At 44.3% G+C, this 25,676-nt stretch carries 28 protein-coding genes and 1 riboswitch; of the genes, 12 read left to right on the forward strand and 16 right to left on the reverse strand.

The window, feature by feature from the left end:
• Positions 1–393: 393 nt before the first annotated feature.
• Positions 394–1,506 (reverse strand): ArsR/SmtB family transcription factor, encoded by a 1,113-nt coding sequence (locus tag G9F75_RS18320; RefSeq protein ID WP_167409298.1) that lies wholly within the window; start codon positions 1,504–1,506, stop codon positions 394–396.
• A gap of 440 nt (positions 1,507–1,946) precedes the next feature.
• Here G9F75_RS18320 and G9F75_RS18325 point away from each other — a divergent pair, with 440 nt between their 5' ends.
• From G9F75_RS18325 to G9F75_RS18340, 4 genes are all read left to right on the forward strand, one after another.
• Positions 1,947–3,614 carry an MFS transporter gene (locus G9F75_RS18325; RefSeq protein ID WP_167409299.1) on the forward strand — a complete coding sequence of 556 codons (1,668 nt, stop codon included), beginning with the start codon at positions 1,947–1,949 and terminating at the stop codon, positions 3,612–3,614.
• A gap of 86 nt (positions 3,615–3,700) precedes the next feature.
• Positions 3,701–4,669 carry a tRNA modification radical SAM protein MnmL/YtqA gene (gene mnmL / locus G9F75_RS18330; protein ID WP_007408822.1) on the forward strand — a complete coding sequence of 323 codons (969 nt, stop codon included), beginning with the start codon at positions 3,701–3,703 and terminating at the stop codon, positions 4,667–4,669.
• Positions 4,666–5,247, forward strand: a complete 582-nt coding sequence (gene mnmM / locus G9F75_RS18335; RefSeq protein ID WP_167409300.1) for a tRNA 5-(aminomethyl)-2-thiouridylate-methyltransferase MnmM — start codon at positions 4,666–4,668, stop codon at positions 5,245–5,247. Before mnmL ends, mnmM begins: the two co-directional genes overlap by 4 nt.
• Before the next feature lie 122 nt (positions 5,248–5,369).
• Positions 5,370–5,564: a hypothetical protein gene (locus tag G9F75_RS18340; RefSeq protein ID WP_003152265.1), complete on the forward strand. Its 195-nt coding sequence runs from the start codon at positions 5,370–5,372 to the stop codon at positions 5,562–5,564.
• Positions 5,565–5,581: 17 nt separating this feature from the next.
• Here G9F75_RS18340 and G9F75_RS18345 read toward each other — a convergent pair whose 3' ends face one another.
• From G9F75_RS18345 to G9F75_RS18355, 3 genes are all read right to left on the reverse strand, one after another.
• Entirely contained in the window at positions 5,582–6,391 is an 810-nt protein-coding gene (locus G9F75_RS18345) for a glycerophosphodiester phosphodiesterase family protein (RefSeq protein ID WP_021494494.1), read from the reverse strand.
• A gap of 110 nt (positions 6,392–6,501) precedes the next feature.
• Positions 6,502–7,581, reverse strand: coding sequence for a tetraprenyl-beta-curcumene synthase family protein (locus G9F75_RS18350; protein ID WP_038461867.1), 1,080 nt, complete (start codon positions 7,579–7,581; stop codon positions 6,502–6,504).
• Positions 7,582–7,601: 20 nt separating this feature from the next.
• Positions 7,602–8,381 carry an alpha/beta hydrolase gene (locus G9F75_RS18355; RefSeq protein WP_003152261.1) on the reverse strand — a complete coding sequence of 260 codons (780 nt, stop codon included), beginning with the start codon at positions 8,379–8,381 and terminating at the stop codon, positions 7,602–7,604.
• Between the two features lie 46 nt (positions 8,382–8,427).
• Here G9F75_RS18355 and G9F75_RS18360 point away from each other — a divergent pair, with 46 nt between their 5' ends.
• Positions 8,428–8,943, forward strand: a complete 516-nt coding sequence (locus G9F75_RS18360; RefSeq protein WP_026092272.1) for a gamma carbonic anhydrase — start codon at positions 8,428–8,430, stop codon at positions 8,941–8,943.
• Positions 8,944–9,120: 177 nt separating this feature from the next.
• Here the strand turns inward: G9F75_RS18360 and alaP are convergent, their stop codons facing one another.
• The 3 genes from alaP to metK form a co-directional block, all read right to left on the reverse strand.
• Positions 9,121–10,524 (reverse strand): alanine permease AlaP, encoded by a 1,404-nt coding sequence (gene alaP, locus G9F75_RS18365; RefSeq protein ID WP_017418420.1) that lies wholly within the window; start codon positions 10,522–10,524, stop codon positions 9,121–9,123.
• A 204-nt stretch (positions 10,525–10,728) separates the two neighbouring features.
• The gene (asnB, locus tag G9F75_RS18370; RefSeq protein WP_103526683.1) at positions 10,729–12,627 is read right to left on the reverse strand and encodes an asparagine synthase (glutamine-hydrolyzing); all 1,899 of its coding nucleotides are present in this window, start codon (positions 12,625–12,627) and stop codon (positions 10,729–10,731) included.
• Positions 12,628–12,769: 142 nt separating this feature from the next.
• Complete coding sequence (metK, locus tag G9F75_RS18375) at positions 12,770–13,972, reverse strand: methionine adenosyltransferase (RefSeq protein ID WP_003152253.1); 1,203 nt, start codon at positions 13,970–13,972, stop codon at positions 12,770–12,772.
• A gap of 169 nt (positions 13,973–14,141) precedes the next feature.
• Positions 14,142–14,281: riboswitch (SAM riboswitch) on the reverse strand.
• A 197-nt stretch (positions 14,282–14,478) separates the two neighbouring features.
• Here metK and pckA point away from each other — a divergent pair.
• Positions 14,479–16,062 (forward strand): phosphoenolpyruvate carboxykinase (ATP), encoded by a 1,584-nt coding sequence (pckA, locus tag G9F75_RS18380; RefSeq protein WP_167409301.1) that lies wholly within the window; start codon positions 14,479–14,481, stop codon positions 16,060–16,062.
• A gap of 42 nt (positions 16,063–16,104) precedes the next feature.
• Here pckA and G9F75_RS18385 read toward each other — a convergent pair whose 3' ends face one another.
• Positions 16,105–16,347 (reverse strand): DUF2584 domain-containing protein, encoded by a 243-nt coding sequence (locus G9F75_RS18385; protein ID WP_094296100.1) that lies wholly within the window; start codon positions 16,345–16,347, stop codon positions 16,105–16,107.
• A 57-nt stretch (positions 16,348–16,404) separates the two neighbouring features.
• A complete protein-coding gene (locus G9F75_RS18390) occupies positions 16,405–17,178 on the reverse strand; it encodes an alpha/beta hydrolase family protein (protein WP_094296101.1) in 774 nt (257 codons plus the stop codon).
• 139 nt (positions 17,179–17,317) lie between these two features.
• Here G9F75_RS18390 and G9F75_RS18395 point away from each other — a divergent pair, with 139 nt between their 5' ends.
• From G9F75_RS18395 to G9F75_RS18405, 3 genes are read left to right on the forward strand one after another with little or no spacing between them, the layout of a single operon-like run.
• Positions 17,318–18,322 (forward strand): ABC transporter substrate-binding protein, encoded by a 1,005-nt coding sequence (locus G9F75_RS18395; RefSeq protein WP_022553651.1) that lies wholly within the window; start codon positions 17,318–17,320, stop codon positions 18,320–18,322.
• Between the two features lie 11 nt (positions 18,323–18,333).
• Positions 18,334–19,116, forward strand: coding sequence for an ABC transporter ATP-binding protein (locus G9F75_RS18400; protein WP_003152246.1), 783 nt, complete (start codon positions 18,334–18,336; stop codon positions 19,114–19,116).
• Positions 19,091–19,903 (forward strand): ABC transporter permease, encoded by an 813-nt coding sequence (locus G9F75_RS18405; RefSeq protein WP_109567149.1) that lies wholly within the window; start codon positions 19,091–19,093, stop codon positions 19,901–19,903. The genes G9F75_RS18400 and G9F75_RS18405 overlap by 26 nt, the downstream gene beginning before the upstream one ends.
• Before the next feature lie 34 nt (positions 19,904–19,937).
• On the opposite strand, the gene ytkD is transcribed toward G9F75_RS18405, so the two are convergent.
• The 3 genes from ytkD to G9F75_RS18420 all read right to left on the reverse strand — a co-directional run bounded on the left by ytkD (position 19,938) and on the right by G9F75_RS18420 (position 21,543).
• Positions 19,938–20,417 (reverse strand): RNA deprotection pyrophosphohydrolase, encoded by a 480-nt coding sequence (gene ytkD, locus G9F75_RS18410; protein ID WP_003152244.1) that lies wholly within the window; start codon positions 20,415–20,417, stop codon positions 19,938–19,940.
• 132 nt (positions 20,418–20,549) lie between these two features.
• On the reverse strand, positions 20,550–20,954 hold the full coding sequence (locus G9F75_RS18415) for a phage holin family protein (protein ID WP_007408834.1): 405 nt from the start codon (positions 20,952–20,954) through the stop codon (positions 20,550–20,552).
• A 151-nt stretch (positions 20,955–21,105) separates the two neighbouring features.
• Positions 21,106–21,543: a Dps family protein gene (locus tag G9F75_RS18420; RefSeq protein ID WP_007408835.1), complete on the reverse strand. Its 438-nt coding sequence runs from the start codon at positions 21,541–21,543 to the stop codon at positions 21,106–21,108.
• A gap of 124 nt (positions 21,544–21,667) precedes the next feature.
• On the opposite strand from G9F75_RS18420, the gene ytzI reads away from it, so the two are divergent.
• A complete protein-coding gene (gene ytzI / locus G9F75_RS18425; RefSeq protein WP_007408836.1) occupies positions 21,668–21,817 on the forward strand; it encodes a YtzI protein in 150 nt (49 codons plus the stop codon).
• Here the strand turns inward: ytzI and G9F75_RS18430 are convergent.
• Complete coding sequence (locus G9F75_RS18430) at positions 21,814–22,257, reverse strand: FixH family protein (protein ID WP_029974113.1); 444 nt, start codon at positions 22,255–22,257, stop codon at positions 21,814–21,816. The genes ytzI and G9F75_RS18430 overlap by 4 nt on opposite strands.
• 114 nt (positions 22,258–22,371) lie before the next feature.
• Positions 22,372–22,845, reverse strand: a complete 474-nt coding sequence (locus G9F75_RS18435) for an S-ribosylhomocysteine lyase (protein WP_003152237.1) — start codon at positions 22,843–22,845, stop codon at positions 22,372–22,374.
• A 124-nt stretch (positions 22,846–22,969) separates the two neighbouring features.
• Here G9F75_RS18435 and yidD point away from each other — a divergent pair, with 124 nt between their 5' ends.
• Positions 22,970–23,197 (forward strand): membrane protein insertion efficiency factor YidD, encoded by a 228-nt coding sequence (gene yidD, locus G9F75_RS18440; protein ID WP_007408838.1) that lies wholly within the window; start codon positions 22,970–22,972, stop codon positions 23,195–23,197.
• On the opposite strand, the gene G9F75_RS18445 is transcribed toward yidD, so the two are convergent.
• Together G9F75_RS18445 and G9F75_RS18450 are read right to left on the reverse strand one after the other, a co-directional pair.
• The gene (locus G9F75_RS18445; protein WP_003152233.1) at positions 23,194–23,763 is read right to left on the reverse strand and encodes a beta-class carbonic anhydrase; all 570 of its coding nucleotides are present in this window, start codon (positions 23,761–23,763) and stop codon (positions 23,194–23,196) included. The genes yidD and G9F75_RS18445 overlap by 4 nt on opposite strands.
• 118 nt (positions 23,764–23,881) lie before the next feature.
• Entirely contained in the window at positions 23,882–24,130 is a 249-nt protein-coding gene (locus tag G9F75_RS18450) for a type B 50S ribosomal protein L31 (RefSeq protein ID WP_167409302.1), read from the reverse strand.
• A 197-nt stretch (positions 24,131–24,327) separates the two neighbouring features.
• Here G9F75_RS18450 and G9F75_RS18455 point away from each other — a divergent pair, with 197 nt between their 5' ends.
• Positions 24,328–25,659, forward strand: coding sequence for a cytochrome ubiquinol oxidase subunit I (locus tag G9F75_RS18455; protein WP_025649757.1), 1,332 nt, complete (start codon positions 24,328–24,330; stop codon positions 25,657–25,659).
• The last annotated feature ends 17 nt before the right edge of the window (positions 25,660–25,676 follow it).

Consider the following 25,676-nt stretch of genomic DNA (forward strand, 5'->3'; position numbering starts at 1 on the left):
CAGTCCTCCTATTGATAATGTCATATCAATAGTATTTCTTATTCCAAATAAATTCTCACAAGAAATATCAGGTAATTCATACACAAGACAGAAACGGTATAAAATACGATTAAATGTATAATTTAATCAAGACAGAATGAACTCTTTATAAAAATCCTTCATTTTAGAACGATAACTTAATTCTTCTTTTATTAAAAACATTAAAATTTTTCCACATCACTCACAAGATCTTCGGTTCGCTTTAAATTGTTCACCATCAAATTATCTTTTTTGTGTAAAACACCCAGGATTCATCAGATTTTTTAGGGTCTCCAATTCATTAGACGTTCTGTTTTTATTAGCTTTAATTATCATCCCGAAACTAACACCAAGGTTATAAAACCACAACCTTTTTTAATCATCCCCATCTAAGCCTGGAACAGCTTTAAATTTTTTCAACAAACCGTTCAAAAGAGAATCGAATTTTGAAGAATTAAGATAATAGTATGTTTTATTTTGAATTCTCGTACTCTCAACTAAACCTTGCAATGTCAAAATTCTCATATGGTGTGAAATGGTTGCGTTGGTTAAATTTAGCTGTTCAGCAATCTCATTAGCATACATTTTTTTATGACTAAGTAAGATTAATATCTTGAACTTACTTTTATCCGATAAAAGCTTCAAAAAATCAATGATGTGATTAATCTCTGCTTTCTCTAATGTATTTTCAAAAATTTTATCAACTTTATAACCCAGTCCAACATAAATGTTATCTTCACTTTTCGTAATAGTTGCAGTGTAAGGTAAAAGTGTTGGATATATATTAATATAATTACAAGATAAGTATTCCTTACCTTTTAACGTACTGATTATCTTTTTTGGAAAATCCATATTTATGTTTTTTAATTGATTCATCCACTCATCTCTAAATTTAATTAAATTATAAATCGCATCGTTAAGATAACCATTCACCAACATTAATTTATTGCAAAATTGATCTACATAAGTTTTAGGAGATTTCATTACCTGAAATATGATCCACTTGAATTCGGGCTTTATATTTAGATTATTAAGCAGCTCAAATAAACTTTCCCTATCATTTAAATACTGTTGGGTAGATGTTTCGGTTTTAAGATCTCCTTGTAAATAAATTAGAGACTCTAAAATATTTTTTCTTATCTCTTCTTCTGTAACTGCAGACAAATAATTAATAATTTCAAAAAAATCTTTCGTATAAATTTGTGGTATTTTAAAAAAGGTTGTGGCTAAACAAAAAATATTTGCATTCCTAATATCTTTGTAGTCGCAAAAGCTGCCAAAATAAAAATGTAAAAACTCACTATCTAACTCTTTTATTCTTTTAAGATCATCTAGTAATACAAAATATTCATTATCTAAATTCAACCCCAATTTGGTTGTATAATCGTTGAAGAATTCCTCGTGTTTTAAGAATAGAATAGAGGATATCTTGTCAAAGAATTCTGAAACACTGTCATTAATTATTAACCGCACTTTTTCACACCCCATAAAGTCTTTTTCCACAAGGAAAACGTTGTACTATCTTCATGCCAGACATTTTACATTTTTAATATTATCAATCAAAAGGGAACTTTCAAAGAATATTCATTTCTAATTTTAAGGTATTTTCCTTTAAGCACATACCTGACTGAGCATTATCATAGCAGTTCTAGACTTATTAGGCTTGCCTCACCTCATGCTAAGTGTTCTCCTCATGTCACACTCTTCAGAAATCCTTAATCATCTCAGCTAGTTTACAGGTCAATTTTAGCTCTTATTGAGTTATTTCAAGTTACAAAATTGTTGAATTATAAATATGATTTTGAGATAAGTGGATGAAAAAAAAACAATTTATGAATAATATTGACACCTCTTAAGATTACACTTATCATGTTTTTAGATAAATATCGAATTAAATTTTAGATTAATATCTAATGGAGGTTGTAGTTTTGAATTTCAAAAAATTAATTATGTTATCTGCATTATTATTAGGTACATTCATTTCGGTAATGGACACCACTATAGTAAATATTGCCTTACCTAAGATGCTGGATTATTTTTCGAGTAACCTTTCTCAAGTAGCTTGGGTGGCTACAGGTTATACTTTAGCTTTTGCGGTTTTATTAGTAGGTGCATCAAAGCTGGCAGACCATTTTGGGAGAAAAAAAGCTTTTATATTTGGATTAGCACTTTTTATTTTGACATCAGTTATTGCCTGTTTGAGCACTTCAATTGAAATGCTTGTCACAATTAGAGTGATTCAGGGATTATCTGCTGCTTTCATTGTACCTGTTACAATGCCTATAGCTTTAGCTATCGTACCTCAAAATAAAAAAGGAATGATCATTGGAATCTGGGGTGCTTTCTCAGGATTAGCAGCTACTTTAGGACCTGTACTTGGAGGATTATTAACTGAAAATTTTAATTGGCAAGCTATCTTCTTCATAAATATTCCTTTAGGTCTGATTTCTCTGTTTTTAGCAGCATTTTTTATTACTGAGAGTTATGATGAAACAGTGAGCAAAAAAATTGATTACATGGGGATTCTTATTTTATCCGGAGCTCTCTTCTGTTTAACCTTTGGCTTTGCAAAAGTATCTGACTTAGGCTGGTCATCACCAGTAATTATCTCTCTTTTTGTAATCTCTGTATTATTATTCTGTTTGTTTTTCTTTATTGAATCTAAAATTAAAAACCCGATGATTCCCTTATCCATGCTGAAGATACGTACGTTTAGTTTCAGTTCTTTCACCCTCTTTATGCAGGGCCTTGGATTAACAAGCGGCACCCTTATTATTACTTTACTCCTCACGAATTTAATGGGAAAAACTGAATTAGAAGCGGGGTTAATTGTTTCTACATTAGCTCTATCATCTATGTTTACCTCTGTACTTTCTGGAAAGCTATCTGATAAACTCGGGGGCATTTGGCTTTCGGGTCTAGGTATGCTCGGTTTAACAATCACAACATATTTATATGGATACATACGATACGACAGTTCTATAACGTCAGTAATTATTCTGTTATGTTTGACCGGCTTAGCTTTAGGGCTTGTAATAGGACCAGCAATGAGTTCAGGGATACGGCTTATTCCTCCTGAGAAAGTAGGAATTGCCTCAGGTATTCTTAATATGATGCGGACAGTTGGACAAGCGCTAGGCATTGCCATACTTACATCTGTGCTTACAATGAACATAAATGATCACGCAGCTTCTGCAAAAAAAGAAGCCATAAAAATCGTTGAAAACAACCAGGTTTTTGATAAAAATGCAAAGAACGAGATAATAACACACTTAAAGCATTCAGACAGTAAAGGTTTCGATCGAAGAAAAAGTATTGCTGAATTAAACAAAAAAGAGGAAGAAATTCTTTCTATAACTCCGGATCCGTATAAAGAAAAGGTACAAAAAGGTTTCAATATTCAAAAGAAGGAAGTTATCGCTATCCAGAAAAAAATTTCAAATTTATATAATGAAAAAATAAGTGATAGTTTTAATAATACATTCAAAGTAGGCAGTGTAATTCTTATTTTAGGAATTATTTTTGCATTGTTCAGTGATATTTCTCCAAAACGTTTAAAACAACAACAGAAAAACCAGGTAGATATTACGTCTTGACCGTTCCATAATTGTTTCATTGTTCCGCACCATCATTCATGCTACAATTTTAGGATGCATCTGATGTGAGGGAGGCTTTTTGAACATTGAACGAGAATAACCCTTTTCCTTATTCAAATACGGAAAAACGGTACCATACATTAAATTATCATCTGCGGGAGCATTTCGGACATAAAGTGTTTAAAGTCGCGCTTGACGGCGGTTTTGACTGCCCGAATCGGGACGGCACGGTTGCACACGGAGGCTGCACATTCTGCAGCGCGGCGGGCTCCGGCGATTTTGCCGGCAATCGGGCCGATGACTTACTCACGCAATTTCACGATATCAAAAACCGTATGCACGAAAAGTGGAAAGACGGCAAATATATCGCATATTTCCAAGCGTTCACGAATACGCATGCCCCGGTAGAGGAGCTGCGTGAAAAATTTGAATCCGTCCTCAAGCTTGACGGCGTTGTCGGCATGTCGATCGCGACCCGTCCGGACTGCCTGCCGGACGATGTCGTGGAATATTTGGCCGAACTGAATGAGCGGACCTATTTATGGGTTGAACTCGGGCTGCAGACCGTGCATGAGCGGACCGCCCTTCTGATCAACCGCGCCCATGACTTTGACTGCTATGTTGAGGGTGTCAATAAACTGAGAAAACACGGCATCCGCGTTTGTTCCCATATCATTAACGGGCTTCCGCTTGAAAACAGGGACATGATGATGGAGACGGCCAAAGCCGTCGCTGATTTGGATGTGCAAGGCATTAAAATTCACCTGCTTCACTTATTAAAAGGCACACCGATGGTGAAGCAATATGAAAAAGGAAAGCTGGAGTTCCTTTCTCAAGAAGAATATGTAAGTCTTGTATGTGATCAGCTCGAAATCATTCCCCCGGAAATGATTGTTCACCGCATTACGGGAGACGGGCCGATCGAATTAATGGTCGGACCGATGTGGAGCGTCAATAAGTGGGAAGTACTGGGCGCCATTCAAAAAGAGCTGGAAACACGGGGAAGCTATCAAGGGAAGCTCTTCAGAAAGATCGGGGAGGAGACCGCCCTATGACCTTGATGCACATCCTCCCTTTCAGTAAAGAATTGCTGAAGTCCGCCGCACAGGAAGGTGATATCACGGTTGACGCGACGATGGGCAACGGACATGATACATATTTTCTGGCCGGCCTTGTCGGTGAGACAGGACATGTTCATGCTTTTGATATTCAAGCGGACGCACTCGCTAAAACGAAGGAGCGGCTCGGTGCCGACTTCGGCCCGCGCGTCACGCTTCACCATAAGAGCCATGATCAAATAAAGGCATCGCTGCCTGAAGATGCGCTCGGTCGTGTGGCTTGCGCCGTCTTTAATCTCGGCTATCTGCCCGGCGGCGATAAAAGCATTACGACAAACGGTCACTCAACCATTTCCGCGATCGAACAGCTCCTTGAACTGCTGAAGGAGAACGGGCTGATCGTTCTCGTTGTGTACCACGGGCATCCTGAAGGCAAGACGGAAAAAAGTGCATTACTGGAGTACTGCAGCAATCTTGATCAGGAAAAAGCGCGCGTGCTGAGCTACGGCTTTCTCAACCAGCAAAACGACCCGCCGTTTATTATAGCGATTGAAAAGAAATCTGCCGGCAAATAAAGAATCGGCCTGTCATAAGCGGGCCGACTCTTTTTGTGTTTACTTTTCAAGAAAAATCAATTACTATGAAATAATGGAAAAAAGCACATCTTTTAAGTGTAACATCTGGGAGGAGCGGCAGTTTGAATATTCTTCGCATCATATTTTCAAGTGTTCCCTATGTGATGTTCGTCATCATTTTATCAAGACATTTAGGATTTGAGTTCGCGAAAACCTATTACTGGTGGTTTGCTGCATTTTTTGTCATCGGGCTGATCGGCAAATTCGCAATGCACCTTGCGGCAAAAAAGAAACCGTTAAAAAAAGAGACAGCGTAAAATGCGCATGTCTCTTTTTATTTACTGTTTTGCAGCACGCCGCGTGTATAAGCGGGATTGTTTGTAAAGACACCATCTGCTTTTTGTTTCAGCATAATAGGCGTCAGCGTATGCTCGTCTTCCTTATCAAAAAACACGTGCACTTTCATCTTATTGTGATGAATGCGCTTCACGACTGCTTCATTTGCCAATTTGGCGTTGAGCCCGACTGTATCAGCATACGTTCTGATGGTTTGCAGCTGCTTATCATTTATCTCCTCAGCCTCGTTATCTTTTAATAATCGGACAAGAGGAACTTTTTTATTCATAGATCGAACTTTCTTTAAGCTCTTCCCGCTAAAAGACTCAATGACTGCTTTATGGCTGGAAATCAGCTTATGTTTTTGTAATATGTCAATCAGTTTCTTTTCCATCACCAGGCTGCCGTTGCTTTCTCTTGTCTCAATATAGTAATTGGCAGTTTGTCCGAATTTCTGTATGATTTCTTCTAATGTTAAAATCTTTTCTCCTTTTCCCGCATTCAGTTTCTTAATCTGAGCCAAAGACAGATCATCTGTCATCCCTTTACCATCTGTTGTCCGATCTACCGTTTTATCGTGAATTGCAATCAGATGGCCATCCTTCGTCTCCCGTAAGTCTATCTCAATATAATCTGCTTTGTCTTTAATCGCACGTGTATAAGACAAAGCTGTATGTTCCGGCTCAATCGCAGAAGAGCCCCTGTGCGCTATCAAGACAGGATGATAGCCGGCGGAAGCATGGATGACGGAGCAGCCTCCGGAAATGGAAAGTAATGCTATAGCCGCTAAATACTTTAATTTTTTCATAAAATTAAAGTATCATATTCTGCAGGCGCAAACAATGTTTCATTTCATACTTCACGTCATAAATAAAAAACTGCGCCGTCATGATGTACACGAGAGGCGCAGTTCACCCATTACGAACTTTTCGTCCAAGCCATCTTCTGAAATTTGCGGTAGGCTCTTCCGTTGATATAAAAGAAAAATGACGTTTTTCCGCTTGCCCTGATCAGCTTTCGCGCGAGGCGGCCCATTTCTTTTTGGCCGGCGACTTTGTCATCGGATAAATAGACGCCGAGCAGCCCCCTGTTGATCAGCCGGTGAAAATTTTCATGCGGAATGCCTTGCAAATGTTCATCCGCTTTTTCAATAAAATGCTGCAGTCTCTGCATCATTTCTTCATGAGACTGATAATACGTACAGAAATTCAGATCGCCTTCAAGCAGATCCTCTTCCTGGTCAATTAAATAATCAAGCAGTATATGCAGCCCTTGTATGTACGGAAAATAACTGCTGCGGATTTTCTCAGCGGTATGTTCGTTAAAATCAGGCTGGAATGAGTAAGCAACGAGACAGAAAATGCCTAACGTCGATCCGGCGCAGGCCGAGAATTCAAACCACTCCATTTCCGGAAGCTGTGACCGGTACTGCTCAAACCAGCCTTTAAGCCTCGGAACGCGTTCATGCTCAACGACATGCTTATGAACCTGAAGATCGCAATAATAATCACATAGCTCAAGCAAATAAGGTTTAATGATACCGTAATGTTCTATTGACCCGAGCACCCGCTGGCATGTTCTGACCAGCTCATGAAGATAACCGCCGTCATCCCGCTCCTCTCTGTACTGATAGTACGGCCTCACCTCGGCACCGACCGTCAGCGCGTCACGCATGGAGAGATGAAGCATGCGGAAGTCCTCGGGATCAAGCGAGGTGCTGCGGTCGCACAGATTGTCCAGATAATCACTGATTGTCTGATACGCGATGATAAATTGCACGCATTTCTGTTTCTGCTCTCCCGAAAGCAGGGCTAAAATGCCGCCGCCTTCACAATGAAACGATTTATCGCGGATACTTGCGGCCGCCTGCTGCCGCAGTTCGGTATTTTTAATGGAATCTGATTTTTCCCGCCACATGTTCAATTCCTGATGAACGAGCGGAAAAATTTCCCGATACACTTTTGCCATAAGGTTAAAAGGATGTTCCGGTACTGTCAACATATGCACCCCCAGCGAATTCAAATATACTGATCTGTAAAGGCTTTTGCCGCCTTAAACACAGTTTCTCTTTCCGGTTCATTAAAAATTTCATGATAAAGCCCTTCCCATTCCCGGTACGATTTATTATGGGAAGCCACACCGGAAAACCATTTGCGGACCTTCATTTTATCGACGATTTTGTCATCACCGCCCTGCATAAGCAAAAGCGGCACCTTTAAAAACGCATCAGTCGGCACCATAGCGGCATCAATGGTTTTTAAAAGCTCTCTGTACCATCTTACGGATACCTTCGTGACATATAAAGAGTCGTTTTGATCCGCTTCAATCATATCCGCATTCCTCGTTGCCATATCAGGTGATAAGCCGGAATCCACTCTGAGGGACGGAGCGAGGACGTTCAGTCCTTTAGACGCAAAATCAAGGACTTTATTGACTTTTATTTGCAGACCCAGACAAGGTGATGATAAAATGAGTGCCGTAATGCGGGGATTTCTCTGCTGCTTAAACCATTCTATCGCAATCAGTCCGCCCATGCTGTGGCCCAAAAGGAAAACGGGCGCTTCAAGCGTTCTCGCTTTATCAATCCATATATCTACTTCATCAATGTATTCTTGGAAAGAGCGAATATGCCCTCTGGCGCGGGTCGACGTTCCCTGACCGGGCAAATCGCCCATCACCACGTTATATCCGGAAGATCTCCACATTTCAACGAGCCATTTATAACGCCCGTGGTATTCGCTCGCCCCGTGGATAATGACAATGGTACCGACGGGCCTGTCTGCTTTCCAAGTCCACATGCAGTTCACCTCTTACATAAATTTAGAGAAAGAAGGATGAGACATGATAATCTACCCTTATAAACAATTTACGCCTGACATACATCCTGAAGCGTTCATTGCGGATAACGCCGTCATTACGGGCGACGTCGTGATCGGAGAACAATCAAGCATCTGGTTCTCGGCCGTCATCCGGGGGGATGTTGCGCCGACAAGGATCGGAAAAAGAGTCAGCATACAGGACTTGAGCTGTCTGCATCAAAGTCCGAACCGCCCGCTTCTTATTGAAGATGACGTCACGATCGGCCATCAGGTTACACTGCACAGCGCAATCATCAAAAAGAATGCTTTAATCGGTATGGGCTCCGTCATTCTTGACGGGGCGGAAATCGGAGAAGGCGCGTTTATCGGCGCCGGAAGTCTCGTTCCTCCGGGCAAAACCATTCCTCCCGGCTGTCTTGCGTTCGGCCGGCCCGCAAAGGTTATCCGCCGGCTGACAGAAGAAGACATACAGGACATGGAAAGAATCAGAACGGAATATGTTGAAAAAGGCCGATATTATAAAACACTGCAAAAGAAATAAAAATAGATCAGCTTTGTTTTTACTACTGTACCATTTTTCAAAATATTATTTAAGTAAAAACCATTTGCATTCTCCCGATTGTCAGGAAACAGAAGCAAAATGTTCAGGAATTTGTTTTATTCTTCCCCCGCCGGCCCGATCCTATGAAAAAAAGAGCCCATGTCCCGGGCTCTTTTTTTACGCTTTTTCGGCGAATGTCTGTCCGTTTTCCAGACCTATGTCTTTTCTTTTATGGAAACCTTTCCCGTAATAGGCGGCTAATAATATGCCGAACCAGACAGGACCGATGATGACGGCCACCCTGGTCTCTGCATCAAAAGCCATCAGCACAACGACAAAAGCGAGAAATGCCAGCGAGATATATGAGGAAAAGGGGTATAAAGGCATTTTATATTTCAGTTTTTTCCGTTGTTCCGGCTGTAAGCTTTTACGGTATTTCATTTGGGAAAGCAAAATAATCGACCATGTCCAAATCGCCCCGAACGTCGCAATGCTCGTCACCCACGTAAACACTTTCGCCGGCACCACGTAGTTCAGCAAAACGCCGATGCACAACGCGCCCGCTGAAACCAATACCGCTTTTCCCGGCACACCGCCTTTTGTGACCGTACCGTATGCTTTAGGCGCTTCATTTTGCTCCGCCAGATTGAACAGCATGCGCCCCGTGCTGAAGATCCCGCTGTTGCAGGAAGAAAGAGCCGCCGTCAATACGACAAAATTAATGATTCCGGCTGCAGCGGGGATTCCGATTTTTTCAAATGTCAAAACAAACGGGCTTCCGCCTGAACCGATTTCCTGCCACGGATAAATTGACATAATGACAAACAAAGCTCCGACGTAAAAAATGAGAATGCGCCAAAAAACAGTATCTATGGCCCGCGCCAGTGATTTTTCCGGATTTTTGACCTCACCGGCTGTGACACCGATCAGCTCAATCCCGAGATAGGCAAACATGACCATTTGAAGCGACAGCAGCACCCCTTTAATCCCATTCGGGAAAAAGCCGCCGTGGCTCCATAAATTGCTGATTCCGAGCGCAACGCCTCCGTTTCCGAGACCGAATACGATCATCACCAGACCGATCGCGATCATTGACAGAATCGCCAAGACTTTAATGAGCGCAAACCAGAATTCAAGCTCACCGTACGCTTTGACCGCCAGAAAGTTGACAGCCGTCATAATGACGAGTGCACAAAGCGCCCAGATCCATGACGGCACGTCAGGGAACCAGTAGCCCATATAAATGCCGACCGCGGTGATTTCCGCCATGCAGGTAACCACCCATAAAAACCAATAATTCCAGCCTGTTAAAAACCCGGCAAGCGGACCGAGATAATCTCTGGCATACCGGCTGAATGAGCCGGCTACAGGCTTTTGAATCGCCATTTCCCCTAATGCCCGCATAATAAAAAACATAATCAGTCCGCTGCAGGCGTAAGCGGCTAAAATCCCCGGCCCGGCAAGCTTTATGGCAGAAGCCGACCCGAGAAACAGCCCGACTCCAATCGCGGCGCCCAACGACATAAGCGAGATATGCCGCTCTTCCAAGCCGCGGTGAAGCGTTTTTTCTTTGTTTTGCATAACTCTCCCTCCCCCTGATTTTGACAAAGAAACAACAAACCGAGACGAAATAGCCAGAAAACACTTTCCGGAATCTACCCGATTAGTCCTATTATAACCTTTTTCTGAATATTGCGTAATACTTTGTCGAAAACAGAGCGGAATAGACGGTTTACAAAAAAACAATAGAAAAAAGGCTTTCGATAACATCGAAAGCCTTTTGGATTAAACGAAAATGACTTCTTTCGGCTGATGATTCAGCTCTTCCGGCACCAGTCTTTTTTCAACATTGATGCTGTGCCAGATCATGAAGATCAGCACGGTCCAGATTTTGCGGCTGTTGTCCGCTCTGTCGGCACAATGATCTTCTAGAAGCTGAAGGACATAATCCTTTTCAATATAAGCATCTGTTTCACTTTCACGAATGATGTTGCGAACCCATTCGTTCATTTCATTTTTCAGCCAGTGGCGGATCGGCACAGGGAAGCCGAGTTTTTTGCGGTTAAGCACATGATCAGGCACTACCCCTTCAGCAGCTTTGCGCAGAAGGTATTTCGTCGTGCCGTTTTTCGTTTTCAGTTCATCCGGAATTTTAGAAGCCACGTCAAACACGACTTTATCAAGGAACGGCACGCGCAGTTCCAATGAGTTGGCCATCGTCATTTTGTCAGCCTTTAACAGGATGTCGCCGCGCATCCACGTATGGATGTCAACATACTGCATTTTATTAATGTCGCTGTATGAACGGCTTTCCGTAAAGTACGGCTTCGTGACATCACGGTATGAAAGCTCTGGATTGTAATGTTTGAGCAGCTGTTTTTTCACGGGCTCTTCAAAAATCTTCGCATTACCGATATAACGCTCCTCAAGCGGTGTGCAGCCGCGGACTAAGAGGCTTTTCCCTCTCATTCCTTCAGGCATGACGGACGCCACATGAAGAAGCATTTTTTTTAGACCGGACGGAATGCGTTCAAACGGTTTAAGCGAAAGCGGTTCGCGGTAAATATTGTACCCGCCGAACAGCTCGTCCGCGCCTTCCCCGGATAACGCGACCGTTACATGTTTTTTCGCTTCTTTTGCGACAAAGTACAAAGGAATCGCCGCCGGATCTGCAAGCGGGTCATCAAAGTGCCAGACGATTTTCGGAAGCTCGTTCATATACTCCTCAGGAGAAATGACTTTGCTGATGTTTTCAATCCCGAGCGCGGCAGCCGTTTCCTTCGCTACGTCAACCTCACTGAAGCCCCGCTGCTCAAAACCGACGGAAAATGTTTTAAGGCTCGGGTGAAATTCTTTCGCAACTGAGACGATAAAAGAGGAGTCGATACCTCCGGATAGAAACGAACCGACAGGAACGTCACTTCTCATGTGAACTTTGACAGAGTCAAAGATTGCGTCTCTGACTTCTTTCACCAATTTATCTTCATCAGACTGAACAGGCTTAAAGTTCGCTTTAAAATATGTTTTAAACGCGATGTCGCCTTCCGGGCGGATCGTAAACTGGCTGCCCGGCTCGACTTTTTTCACTTCAGCGTCAAGCGTGCTCGGTTCAGGAACGAATTGGAAAGACATATATTGCTGTAAAGAAGCTGTATCAAGATCAATGCCGTTTTGAGCGGCCATTAAACTTTTTCTTTCAGATGCAAAATATACTTTGTCCCCGATGGTTGTGTAATACAGCGGCTTAATGCCGAACGGGTCTCTCGCGCCGTACATAACGCGGTCAGCTTTGTTCCAGATTAAAAACGCAAACATTCCGCGAAGCTTTGAAGCGGCTTCTTCTTTATAATGACGGTATGTCGCAAGGAGCACTTCAGTATCGGAATCTGTATTGAAAGTGTAGCCTTTCGCTTCAAGCTCTTCTCTCAATTCAATGTAGTTATAGATTTCGCCGTTAAAAATGATCCAATATTTTTCGTCTTCATATGATAAAGGCTGTCCGCCGTTTTCTACGTCAATAATACTGAGCCGTCTGAAGCCGAATCCGACGTGCTCGTCATGATAATACCCATCGCTGTCAGGACCGCGGTGAACGATCATTTGGTTCATTTGTTTGATTAGCTCTTCTTGATCTGCGGTTTGAGTTAATGGATGCTTATTAAAAACACCGACAAATCCACACATAGTATAGCCTCCATAAGTGTAATTTTCTAATTGGACCCCCTTTTTATAGACGCTTTGTTACGCCATTGGTTTCACGCTATGTAAAAATAAGCATGGCAGCATCTACAAAAAGGGAAAGCCGCTTAAGTAAGCGGCTATAAAATTATTCTCCTAGTGCTTCTTTGCGAAGCGCATCCGCCTTGTCAGTACGCTCCCAAGGAAGATCCACATCATGACGTCCGAAGTGGCCGTAAGCAGCAGTCTGCTTATAGATCGGGCGGCGCAGATCAAGCATTTTAATAATGCCGGCAGGTCTCAGGTCGAAGTTATTCCGTACGACTTCGATCAGTTTTTCTTCAGATGCTTTTCCTGTATCAAATGTATTGATGGAAATAGAAACAGGCTGTGCTACGCCGATTGCGTATGCAAGCTGCACTTCACAAGAATCAGCAAGGCCTGCTGCCACGATGTTTTTCGCTACGTATCTCGCAGCGTATGCCGCAGAACGGTCTACCTTCGTCGCATCCTTACCGGAGAATGCGCCGCCGCCGTGGCGTGCATATCCGCCGTATGTGTCAACGATGATTTTACGGCCGGTAAGACCCGCGTCACCTTGAGGTCCGCCGATTACGAAACGTCCCGTAGGGTTGATGAAGTATTTTGTTTCTTCATCGATCAGTTCCTCAGGCACGACAGGATTAATGACATGCTCTTTCAGATTGCGCTGAATCTGCTCAAGCGTAATTTCCGGGTGGTGCTGAGTTGAAATAACGATCGCGTCGATGCGGACCGGCTTGTTGTTTTCATCATATTCAACGGTAACTTGCGTTTTGCCGTCAGGGCGAAGATACGGAAGAATGTCTTCTTTGCGGACTTCGCTCAAACGGCGGGCTAATTTATGCGCCAAAGAGATCGGAAGCGGCATAAGCTCTTTCGTTTCGTTACACGCATAACCGAACATCAGGCCTTGGTCTCCCGCTCCGATTGCTTCGATTTCAGCATCGCTCATTGTGCCTTCACGCGCTTCAAGAGCCTGATCGACACCCATTGCGATATCCGCAGACTGTTCATCAATTGATGTTAAAACAGCGCAAGTCTCCGCATCAAATCCGTATTTGGCGCGTGTGTAGCCGATTTCTTTAATCGTTTCACGGACTGTTTTCGGAATGTCAACGTATGTTGATGTAGTAATCTCTCCGCTTACCAGCACAAGTCCTGTCGTTACAGATGTTTCGCAGGCCACGCGCGCGTTCGGGTCATTTTTTAAAATCTCATCTAAGATACTGTCAGAAATTTGGTCACAGATTTTGTCCGGATGACCCTCAGTAACAGATTCAGATGTAAATAGTCGACGGTTTTTACTCATTCACTTTTCCTCCTGAAAAAAGATCTTTTGCAAGACCTTCTCATATGATACGGAACTCGCTCCCTCTTAATACAATGTCATACTATATCAGAGAATGTTAATTGGCATATTTTATGAAATAAAAAAACCTTTTCCACTCGAGGAAAGGGTTTGGTCTGTGTGCCTTTCACTCTTATCGCTCAAGGAAAATATTAAACCTTGCATCAGGTTAGCACCTTGGTTTCCCACAGTGTTTTCACCTGCTTTTTTACAGAGAAACCGGTTGCTGGGCTTCATCGGGCCTGTCCCTCCGCCAGCTCGGGATAAGAGTATCCGCTCAATGAAATATCTTATCGTAAAAGGGCGGAAAGTGTCAATATGAATTAAAGCGATTACGCGCCTTTATTTCGGGAAGCAATGGAAAAACACAAACAAAAAACCGCAAATAGTATAGACTATTTTCAGATATATGTTATACTAATTCCACATTCAGCGAAATACAAATAAACCGGCAAAGGAAGGTTTTTATGAAATTAGTTGATTTAACCGCAGATCTTCAAGCATTACTTGCAAGTCCGAATGTGCATCATAATTTATCGGCTCCAAAACTTACCGAAAAAGTGATCAGCCGAAATGAAGGAACGCTGACATCAACGGGCGCCGTACGCGCCACCACCGGCGCTTATACAGGCAGGTCACCTAAAGATAAATTTATCGTCCGTGAACAAAGCACAGAAAATCAAATTGATTGGGGCGCGGTGAATCAGCCCATTTCTGAAGAGGCGTTTGAAAAGCTGTACGCCAAAGTCGTCAGCTACTTAAAACAGCGGGATGAACTGTTTGTTTTTGAAGGATTCGCAGGAGCGGATGAAAAATACAGACTCCCGATTACGGTCGTAAATGAATTTGCGTGGCACAATTTATTCGCACGCCAGCTGTTTATCAGACCGGAGACGGATGAAAGAGATCCGCAAGCGCAGCCTTTCACCATTCTCTCGGCTCCGCATTTTAAAGCAGATCCGGAGACGGACGGCACGCATTCGGAAACATTTATCATTGTCTCTTTCGAAAAGCGCGTCATTTTAATCGGCGGCACCGAATACGCCGGAGAAATGAAAAAATCAATATTCTCCATTATGAACTTCCTGCTTCCGCAGCAGGATATACTGCCGATGCACTGCTCAGCCAATGTCGGTGAAAAAGGCGATGTCGCCCTGTTTTTCGGTCTTTCCGGCACAGGGAAAACGACGCTTTCAGCCGATGCGGACCGCAAACTGATCGGCGATGACGAGCACGGCTGGTCAGATTCCGGCGTTTTCAACATTGAAGGCGGATGTTACGCTAAATGTATCAATCTGAGCGAGGAAAAAGAACCGCAGATTTTTCGTGCGATCCGCTTCGGGTCTGTTCTTGAGAATGTCGTGCTTGATGAAAAAACGGGTGAAGCGGATTACGACAATTCCTTCTACACGGAAAACACAAGAGCCGCATATCCGATTGAGATGATCGGCAATATCGTGCAGCCGAGCATTGCCGGCCATCCGCAGGCGGTCGTCTTTTTAACGGCGGACGCATTCGGTGTGCTCCCTCCGATCAGCAAACTGACGAAGGAACAGGCGATGTATCACTTCTTAAGCGGGTACACCAGTAAACTCGCGGGAACCGAGCGCGGCGTGACATCTCCGCAAACGACTTTCTCGACGTGCTTCGGTTCACCGTTCCTTCCGCTTCCGGCGCATGTATATGCCGAAATGCTCGGGCATAAAATCGACGAACACGGCGTTCAAGTCTTCTTGGTCAACACAGGCTGGACCGGCGGAGGGTACGGAGTCGGAGAACGGATGAAACTTTCGTATACAAGAGCGATGGTCAGGGCCGCTATTGAAGGCAGGCTGAACCAGACTGACATGACGGCAGACAGCATTTTCGGCCTGCGCAGTCCCGTTCATGTTCCGGGCGTTCCGGATGAAGTTCTTCAGCCTGAAAACACATGGAGCGATAAACAAGCATACAACGAAAAAGCGCTGTTTTTAGCCAATGAGTTTAAAGAAAACTTTAAAAAGTTTTCCCTTGCAGACTCGATTGCCAAAGCCGGCGGACCTCTCGTGTAATCAAAAAAGCCAAGGGCGTTTATGCCCTCGGCTTTTGTTTTTTCAGTTTGTCGAATGAAGCGACGTGAGTCTGTATGTAATGCTTGTCCGGCCGTTCGCCCATTCGAGCTTTTGGACCTCGCCGGTGCCGGATTTCTCGCCGGTTTTCGTTTTGCGCACGTCCATCGGAATATCAAGAGGATAGATGCGGTAGCCCTCTTTCTCCAATAAAAAGATATTTTCCTCTATCCGTTTTTCATTGCCTTTTGTCACAATCATGGTATTAAATTCAACAGGCATTCCCAAAATGAAAATCCCCTTTCATTCTCTTATTCTTTATTATCATATCATAAATCAGGCATCTTACCGTGTCTTCATCCATTCCGCCAGCCGCCGGACAATGCGTCTGTTTTCCTGCGGCGGAAAATAATGCGTAAAACCGCTGTAATACCAAGTTTCCACCCGTTTCCCCGCCTCTTTCAGCTTGTCCTCGATCATTCGGGCGTGTTCGATCGAAACATTCTCATCATTCTCTCCATGGATGAGCAGCACAGGGGCCTGAATGCGGTCTGCTTTTTCAAACGGCGAACGCCGTCTGTATTCATCCGGCACCTTTTTCGGCGTGCCTCCGATCACCCGCTTCATCATCCGCCGCATATCCTTCCGCTCTTCATAAGTAAGCACCATGTCGCTCACACCGCCCCATGATACGAGCGAAGCCGCTTGATGCCCCATTTCAATTGCGGTCAAAAGCCCCATGATTCCGCCCCGGGAAAAACCGAAAATATGCACCCGCCCTTCCCTGACGTTCGGATGCTCCCGAAGCAGGCGAAAAGCGGAAAACGCATCCTCTCTGTCCTCTCCCGCAAAATCTTCATTTCCCTCGCCGCCCTGGTTGCCTCTGTAATAAGGCGCAAACACGACAAAACCTTGGGAAGCGAATTGAACGATTCTTCCGGGGCGTACCATGCCGACATTTTTTATGCCGCCGCGCAAATATAAAAAACCGTCATATGTTCCCGGCTCAGCAGGCTCGGCAAGGAGCCCCTTTACCTTCAGCCCTTCTGACTCATAGCATACCGCAAAGAGGCGGACATGCGGACTCGGAGACGGGAACCTTTTCTTTTCTGCCAGCAAAACAATGAGCCTCCTTATATCATCAGTTTTTTTATTCTTTCCCAACGTGAATATGGGCACTCACACATTTTTTATACCCATCATACGATATGTAAAGCAGAAAAGGTTATTTAAACGCTTAAAACAAGGAGGTTACACCGTGAACAAATGGCTCAAAACGGGCTGCGTTTTTGTCATATGCGCCTTTTTCCTGCTCATTCTTCCGGCCTGCAGACAGGAAGAAAGTCTGACGAAGGTAAAGGTGGCGGAAGTCACACACTCCATCTTCTATACGCCTCTGTATGTCGCTGAAACAAAAGGTTTCTTTAAAAAAGAAGGGCTCCAAGTGTCACTTCAAACAACATGGGGCGGAGACAAAACGATGACATCGCTTTTGTCAAACGGGTCTGACATCGCGCTGGTCGGTTCTGAAACATCCATTTACGTGGAGGCGCAGGGAGCAAAAGATCCGGTCATCAACTTCGCGCAGCTGACACAGACGGACGGCACATTTCTCGTGTCACGGAAGGATGAGAAATCATTCAAATGGAGCGATTTAAAAGGAAAAACATTTCTCGGCCAGCGAAAAGGCGGCATGCCCCAAATGGCCGGTGAGTACGCCCTGAAAAAGAATCACATAGAACCGAAAAAAGACATTAACCTCGTTCAAAACATTGATTTCGCCAATATTTCCAACGCATTCGCATCCGGAACGGGTGATTATGTGCAGCTGTTTGAACCGACGGCATCCCAATTTGAAAAAGAAGGCATCGGCCATATCGTCGCATCCTTCGGAGAAGCTTCCGGCCAAGTGCCATACACAACCTTTATGGCAAAAGAAAGTTATTTGAAAAGCAATGAAAAGACGGCGGAAAAATTCACCCGCGCCATCTATCGCGCCCAGCAATGGGTGGAAAGCCATCCGGCCAAAGACATCGCAAAAACGATTCAGAAGGAATTTGCCGATACTGATCCGGCCATTATCGAAACATCAATAGAGCGCTATAAAAAACAAAAGTCATTCTCTGCAGACCCAGTTCTGCAAAAGGATGAATGGGAACAGCTTCAATCTATTATGGATGAAGCCGGAGAGCTCCCGAAACACATTCCGTACAGCAAACTCGTCAACACAAAAATCGCCCAAAAAGTCACCTCAGAACAATAGGAGGAACATGAATGTCTTTTTTACATGTGGATCATGTAACACATACTTATTTCTCGCTGAAAGAAAAGACAACCGCCGTGAAAGATATACATTTTCAGATTGAAAAAGGGGATTTCATCTCCTTTCTCGGGCCGAGCGGATGCGGAAAAACAACACTCCTGTCCATTCTGGCCGGCCTTATCACCCCTGCGCAAGGCCGGGTGCTGATTGAAGGAAGCGTGCCGAACCATAAAGAACACCAAATCGGTTATATGCTTCAACAGGATTATTTATTTCCTTGGAAATCAATTGAGGAAAACGTGCTGCTCGGTTTACACATTTCAAAAACATTAACAGAAGAAAAAAGAGCTGAAGTTCTCAGCCTTCTGCCTAAGCTCGGATTAATCGGCGTTGAAAAAAAATACCCGAAAGAGCTGTCAGGCGGGATGCGGCAGCGGGCGGCACTTGCCAGAACTCTTGCGCCGGACCCGGGCCTGCTGCTCCTTGATGAACCGTTTTCCGCGCTGGACTTTCAAACGAAGCTTTCTTTAGAAAACCTTGTCTTCAGAACATTAAAGGATTTTCAAAAAACCGCCGTGCTCGTCACCCACGATATCGGTGAAGCCATCGCCATGAGCGATACGATCTATTTATTTTCGAATCAGCCGGGCACCATCCACCAAATATTCACCGTGCCTAAGGAGCTCGCGGCTTTAGATCCGTTTGACGCGCGTCAGGATCCGGCCTTTCAGCCGCTGTTTCAAACCATATGGAAGGAGCTGAATTCCCTTGAAAAACAGCAGCGGCACGATTGAACAGCTTCATCAGCAGTTTAAGAAAAGACACCAAAAAGAAAAGCTCCGGATCCGTGCGTATCAGGCCGCCATTTTCATCGTATTTTTTGCCGGATGGGAAATATCGAGCAGGGCGGGCTGGATCGATCCGTTAATCTTCAGCTCACCCTCCGCCGTTTGCAGGCTTTTAGTTGAAAAGATTGCGGACGGATCCCTTGCGGCGCACATCGGCGTTACCTTAGGCGAAACCGTTCTCGGCTTTTTGCTCGGCACGCTCCTCGGCACATGCCTCGCCGCTCTGTTATGGTGGTCAAACAGGCTCGCCCGGGTTTTAGACCCGTACCTCGTCATTTTAAACGCGATGCCGAAGGTCGCACTCGGACCGATTCTCATCGTGGCACTCGGACCGAATTTCACAAGCATTGTCGCCATGGGAGCAGTCATCAGTGTCATTATCACGACAATCGTCGTCTTTACGGCTTTTCAGGAAGTGGATGAAAACTATATTAAGGTGATGAAAACCTTCGGAGCGAAAAAAAGCATCATGTTTAAAGAAGTCATTCTGCCGGCGTGCGCCCCCGCGATTATTTCCGCGCTTAAAGTGAACGTCGGTTTATCCTGGGTCGGTGTCATCGTCGGCGAGTTTCTCGTTTCCGAAAAAGGTCTGGGCTACATGATCATTTACGGATTCCAGGTCTTCAATTTCACTCTTGTGTTCTTAAGCCTTCTGATCATCGCGATTTTTGCAACATTGATGTATCAGGGAGTCGAACTGTTAGAAAGAAAATGGACGAAAGGAAAAATATAAAAAAGACCCGTGCGTAAACGCCGGGTCTTCGTTTTTATGATTGAAATACGCCGTCCTCTTTCAGCTTTTTCAGACTGATCGGAAGCACCGAATCTTTCATAATGAAACTGAATTTTTTATTTCGGGGGAGATTCTCCGGCAGTTCGCTGAACAGCACCGGCCCCTTTGTTTCAAAATAGTCAGCCTGTTTTTCAAGCTTTTCAATATCGGCAAAATAAATATTCTTCACGATTACCTTTTCCCTGCCGAGAACTTTATACTGTCCGACGTACTTCAGATGTCTTACCGCGGCACCGGTTTCTTCTTTCACCTCGCGCAGGGCCGCTTCCTCCGCACATTCCATCGGCTCCACTTTTCCGCCCGGAAATTCAAACCCCCGGTCTTCATGCTCGGTCAAAAGCCACTTATCTCCATATCGGCATATGACCCATACGTGCTTCGGGCTGTCTGAAAAAGGCTGGTGTTCAAAGGAGAGCTGAACAGTGTTCTGATAATAGTCTTTAAACTCGTACATGTTTATCCCTCTAATCCGTTCCTTCATATCTTCCATACATCATACCACAGTTGCGTTTGTTCGGAAGCCCTTTATCAAAAATTCAGAGGAAAACCATCATACCCGCTAGTATAGCCTCCTTTGAAGCAAATGTTACGGTTTGCGCTTGAATTTATTTTTCAGGGTATCCAATAGGTCGACGAGCACCTGCGGAACCGGTATGCCCAGCGAGCTTGCCGTAATCACGATCTGAACCGATTCGTATAAGATATAAAACATGATAGCCAAATTACGGATGGCGCCTTCGGTATGAAGCAGCTGGTCAAAAAAATGGCAAACTGAGACTAATGCCAGGGTCACGATTTTTTTGACCAGCCGCGCAAAAAGCTTTCTTGCGCTCAGCTGCTGCAAAAGAGATTCTTTTAAGCTTGTACTGATAAACTCAATCGCCATGACCGATAGCAAAATCAGAAACGAATACTGAAAACCTCCGAAGAAAAACCCCGCTGCCGACACGATCACTGCAAAAAACGAAAAGATGCCAAAGTCTTTGCCCACTTGATCCAACATCCTTTCACAGAAACGGCCTTACATTATTCTATGAAAAGTGAATGGAACGGACTGGATTTTTCAGAAAAATGGACAACACCTCTCTTCGGCAGCCAAATAAAAGACCGAGTGCTTTATAGCCCCGGTCTTCCCTTGTTGATTATCCTAAATACGCTTTCAGCATCCAGTTATGTTTCTCGATATTCTGGTGAATGGCAAGCAGCATATCACCGGTCGTTTCGTCTCCTACCTCATCTGCGAGGTCCATGCCGCTTTTCAGCTCTTCCGCAATGACAGTGAAATCATCATAAATGTTCTGTACCATTTGTTCTGCGCTCTCATTGCCTTCCGCTTCTTTTACAGACGCTGTCTTCAATGATTCCGTCATTGTGCCGATCGGCTTGCCGTTTAATGCCAGCAGACGTTCTGCCAGATCATCAATATATGTAGCCGTTTCGTTATACAGCTCCTCGAACTTTTCATGCAATGTGAAAAAGTCCTTCCCTTTGACGTACCAATGATAGTTATGTAATTTCACATACATGACCGTCCAGTTTGCAACTTGCTTATTGACTGCATCCAATAGTTTTTCTGACATGCCTATCTTCCTCCTTTGGTTTACTATTGATATACCCTATATATCGTGTGTTAAAACATAAATTTTTAGCCCTTGATTTTACGGATGGAAAATATGTTATGATTTGTTAAAAAGGAGGGATTTCATGCTGCTTCTTCTGAGCTTCGGCTTTCTTATCGTGCTCGCCGTGCTGCTTTTATCCATCTGGTCGACTGTAAGAGCTTATAATGTAAAACATACGATTGACCCGCCGGAGGACGCATCAAAAGGCTTGACGGATAAAAAAAATCCTTAATGATGATGCGTCTGTTCCTTATGGCCGGAGGAATCATCGGCAGCTTCAGCATCCCCGACACGCACTTTTACAGTCGGCATATTATGCTGCTGTTTTGCCGTTACGTGGGATTGAACGGTATACACACCCTCTTCATCAAATTCAGTCCGCAGGTGATACGCCCCTTTTTCCTCCTTGGCCTTGCTTGTTTTGCTGCTGCCTTTTTTTCCTTCTTTCCATACTTCAAACATGACTTCATCCGCATCCGTGACACGCTTGCCGCCGTAAAAAACCTCCGCCTTGTATTCCGCTTTTTCATGCGGTGCTGCCGTTTCCGGTCCTGTAAGCTTGACCTCAAGCGCTTTAGGCTCCTCATCCGCGGAGGTTTTGTCCGAATTACCCCCGCAGGAAGATAATAGAAATACCATACCGCACATACCTGCCAATACAGCCCGTTTCATCCCATCACTCCTTTATGTTTGCTTCTATTTTAGCAAACGCTTACACACAAGGTGTGACATTTTTTAGAAATATGTAAAAAAGCCTTTTTGCATGTCAGCAAAAAGGCCTGTTTTTTATCCGAACACTTTCAGCAAATCTTCTTTATCCTGTGACAGCCAGAAACGCATCAGACGTTTCGCGCCTTCTAAATCATGAAGTTTCGCCTGGCCGCACTGTTTTTCGTTGGCCGCCGGAATCTCCGTAATATCGATGGCTTCTTTCAGCGTAGCGTCAAGCAGGTCCACAATTTCTTCCGCTGTCGGCTCGCCGCTGACAACAAGATAATAGCCTGTCTGGCAGCCCATCGGTGAGATATCTATGATGTCGAAGTGATCGTATTTCTCAGAATGTGTGCGAATCGTAAACGCAAGCAAGTGCTCAAGCGTATGAATCGTATCCGGCTTCATCGCCTGTTTGTTCGGCTGGCAGAAGCGAATGTCAAACTTATTCACGACGCCGTCTGTTCCGACTTTATGCACTCCGCAATGTCTTACATACGGAGCCACAACCGCATTATGGTCAAGCTCAAAACTTTCTACTGAAGGCATAATGGCACTCCCTTTTTTTCAGAATATGCATCCATTATAACACAGTTTTCCGATAAGAATTGTGGCGGAAGCTTTTCAATCTGAAATTTTTTTTCTATACTAGCATCAGAAAGGTGGTTTTTTGATGAAAACCATAATGATTGCGTTCATCCGCGGATACCAGAAGTTCATCTCTCCGCTGACACCCCCGTCATGCCGCTTTTATCCGACGTGTTCACAGTACGGAATCGAAGCCGTCAAGACTCACGGCGCATTAAAAGGCGGATGGCTGACACTGAAGCGGATTTTAAAGTGCCACCCTTTTCATCCGGGCGGTGTTGATCCCGTACCGGACAAAAAACAAAAACATTAGTCCATATGCTGGTAGCCGTCGATCACCAGATCAAGTTTACCGGTTTCAGGATCAATCACCAGACCGTGCACCGGCACATTGTCAGGGAATAGCGGATGGTGTTTAATGACGTTTACGCTGTCTGTAACACTCGCTTCTACTGAATCAAAGCTTTTCAGCCATTGATCAAGATCAACTCCTGAGTGCTTCAGCATGTCAATCCGCTCTTTCGGAATACCGCGGTCGATAATTTTATCAAGCATATCCTCGCTGTTGATTTTGCTCATGCCGCAATCATGGTGGCCGATAACGCAGACTTCATCGGCGTTTAATTCGTATACGGCCACTAAAAGGCTGCGCATGATACTTCCGAACGGGTGGGCGACAAGCGCGCCGGCACTTTTAATAATTTTCACATCGCCGTTTCGCATGTTCATCGCATGCGGAAGCAATTCTACAAGACGCGTGTCCATACAAGACAAAATCGCCATCTTTTTATCCGGGAATTTAGATGTTTGGTATTTTTCATAATCTTTGTTTTTAGTGAACTGCTCATTAAATTGCATGATATCGTTTAGAAGACTCATCTTGGTGTTTCCTTTCTGCTTTTTTATTCACAATATAACATAAGACGGGTCAATTCGTCACTCCCCGCACGAGATGACAAAGTGCTCAATAAATAAGACAAACCCCATTGGGCTTGTCTTATTTCCCCATATTGTATTTTTTGTTGAACTGTTCGACTCTCCCGCCTTTTTCGTTGAATTTTTGGCGGCCTGTATAAAACGGATGCGTATCTGAGCTGACTTCTACTTTAATCAGCGGGTATATTTTTCCGTCTTCCCACTCTGCCGTTTCCTCTGACGTTTTCGTTGAATGGCTTAAAAAGCGGTAGCCGCTGTTCACATCTTGAAAAATCACTTGATGGTTATCCGGATGAATATCTTTTTTCATGCTGATCTCCCTTTCACAAATCGTAATAATTACGTTTTATTTTAAACCTTAAATAACCGCTTGTCAATCATATATGCCCTGATCCCTTGGTTTCTAAACCCTGCACATATATGGAATCAGAAGAATAATCTAATCGCTTCAGCAAATAATATAACCACATTACATAAAACGGTAATTTAGAAAGGCGGTTTATGATCGTGGATGATTTAGTGTTAGCCAGAAGCCTGTTCGGGACAACCATGGGCTTTCATATTATTTTTGCGACGCTTGGTGTCGGCTTGCCTCTGATGATTTTAATGGCTGAATTGATTTATCAGAAAACAAAAGATCCGCATTATGCCATTATGGCGAAAAGGTGGACGAAGGCGCAGGCTGTTTTGCTCGGCGTGGCGATACCGACCGGAACGATCGCGGGTACACAGCTTGCCCTTTTGTGGCCCGGATTCATGGAAGTCATCGGCAGGGTGATGTCACTCCCGTTTCAGATTGAAATTTATGCTTTCTTTATCGAAGCGCTGTTTATGTCCATTTATGTCTACGCCGCTGACCGGCTGACTCCGGCGATGCGCATCATTGCCGTTATTTTCGTTTTGATCGGCGCCGCGGCATCCGCCGTCTTAATCACAAATGTTCACGCATTTGAAGGAACGCCGGCCGGCTTTAAAATTTTAAACGGCAAAATCACTGACGTCGAACCTTGGGCAGCGTTTTTTAATCCAAGCTTTTTCACCACCGCGGGCCATGTCGTACTGACGGCTTTCATGACCGGTGCATTTATCGTTGCGTCAGTTGCGGCTTATAAAATGCTGAGAACGAGAAAACAGGAGCAGGTATACCGCTTTCACCGAAAAGCGCTGCTGCTCGCCTTAACGATCGGCGGAATCTTTTCCATTCTTGCCTCTTTAAACGGTCACGAGTCAGCCCAGCTTCTTTACGAATACCAGCCTGAGAAGCTTGCGGGCGCAGAAGGGCTGTTTGAAACTAGATCACACGCTCCGCTTGCGATCGGGGGTTTTACTGACGCAAAAGAAGAAAAAGTAAAATGGGCGATAGAAGTACCGTGGGCTTTAAGCTTTTTGGCTGCAAACAGCTTTGATACCGTCGTCAAAGGATTGAACGCGTTTCCGAAAGACGAGTGGCCGCCTTTATTCATCCATACACTTTTTAACGGAATGGTCGGCATCGGGATGCTGCTCATTTTGTACTCAATCGTCGGCATCGTCTGGAGAAAAATTTTAAAGAAAGACAGCTTTCCGACTTGGCTTTTGATTTTATTTTTAACCGCAGGACCGCTTAGTCTGATCGGAATTGAATTCGGGTGGATATTCGCTTGTACGGGGCGGCAGCCATGGGTGATTTACCATCTCTTGAAAACGTCTGATGTCGTCACGACAACCGGTTCAATCGGTTTGCTGTTCATCCTGTTTACGGTCGTTTACGCCATTTTGGCAGCCGCAGTCATTTATGTGCTGCTTTATTATTTCCGCAAACATCCTGTTGAAGAGGATGTAAAAGCGGCGGAATCCTAACAATAGAAAGGGCTGAA

It is taken from the genome of Bacillus sp. EKM208B, assembly GCF_011800725.1.
GTDB lineage: Bacteria > Bacillota > Bacilli > Bacillales > Bacillaceae > Bacillus > Bacillus velezensis.

What these genes read in the sequence shown, in the direction of transcription:
- G9F75_RS18320 (WP_167409298.1), bottom strand. Translation starts at nt 1,506, where the DNA reads ATGGGGTGTGAAAAAGTGCGGTTAATAATTAATGACAGTGTTTCAGAA.
- mnmM (WP_167409300.1), top strand. Translation starts at nt 4,666, where the DNA reads ATGACCTTGATGCACATCCTCCCTTTCAGTAAAGAATTGCTGAAGTCC.
- G9F75_RS18345 (WP_021494494.1), bottom strand. Translation starts at nt 6,391, where the DNA reads ATGAAAAAATTAAAGTATTTAGCGGCTATAGCATTACTTTCCATTTCC.
- G9F75_RS18355 (WP_003152261.1), bottom strand. Translation starts at nt 8,381, where the DNA reads ATGTGGACTTGGAAAGCAGACAGGCCCGTCGGTACCATTGTCATTATC.
- alaP (WP_017418420.1), bottom strand. Translation starts at nt 10,524, where the DNA reads ATGCAAAACAAAGAAAAAACGCTTCACCGCGGCTTGGAAGAGCGGCAT.
- asnB (WP_103526683.1), bottom strand. Translation starts at nt 12,627, where the DNA reads ATGTGTGGATTTGTCGGTGTTTTTAATAAGCATCCATTAACTCAAACC.
- metK (WP_003152253.1), bottom strand. Translation starts at nt 13,972, where the DNA reads ATGAGTAAAAACCGTCGACTATTTACATCTGAATCTGTTACTGAGGGT.
- pckA (WP_167409301.1), top strand. Translation starts at nt 14,479, where the DNA reads ATGAAATTAGTTGATTTAACCGCAGATCTTCAAGCATTACTTGCAAGT.
- G9F75_RS18400 (WP_003152246.1), top strand. Translation starts at nt 18,334, where the DNA reads ATGTCTTTTTTACATGTGGATCATGTAACACATACTTATTTCTCGCTG.
- ytkD (WP_003152244.1), bottom strand. Translation starts at nt 20,417, where the DNA reads ATGTACGAGTTTAAAGACTATTATCAGAACACTGTTCAGCTCTCCTTT.
- G9F75_RS18420 (WP_007408835.1), bottom strand. Translation starts at nt 21,543, where the DNA reads ATGTCAGAAAAACTATTGGATGCAGTCAATAAGCAAGTTGCAAACTGG.
- ytzI (WP_007408836.1), top strand. Translation starts at nt 21,668, where the DNA reads ATGCTGCTTCTTCTGAGCTTCGGCTTTCTTATCGTGCTCGCCGTGCTG.
- G9F75_RS18430 (WP_029974113.1), bottom strand. Translation starts at nt 22,257, where the DNA reads ATGAAACGGGCTGTATTGGCAGGTATGTGCGGTATGGTATTTCTATTA.
- G9F75_RS18435 (WP_003152237.1), bottom strand. Translation starts at nt 22,845, where the DNA reads ATGCCTTCAGTAGAAAGTTTTGAGCTTGACCATAATGCGGTTGTGGCT.
- yidD (WP_007408838.1), top strand. Translation starts at nt 22,970, where the DNA reads ATGAAAACCATAATGATTGCGTTCATCCGCGGATACCAGAAGTTCATC.
- G9F75_RS18445 (WP_003152233.1), bottom strand. Translation starts at nt 23,763, where the DNA reads ATGAGTCTTCTAAACGATATCATGCAATTTAATGAGCAGTTCACTAAA.
- G9F75_RS18450 (WP_167409302.1), bottom strand. Translation starts at nt 24,130, where the DNA reads ATGAAAAAAGATATTCATCCGGATAACCATCAAGTGATTTTTCAAGAT.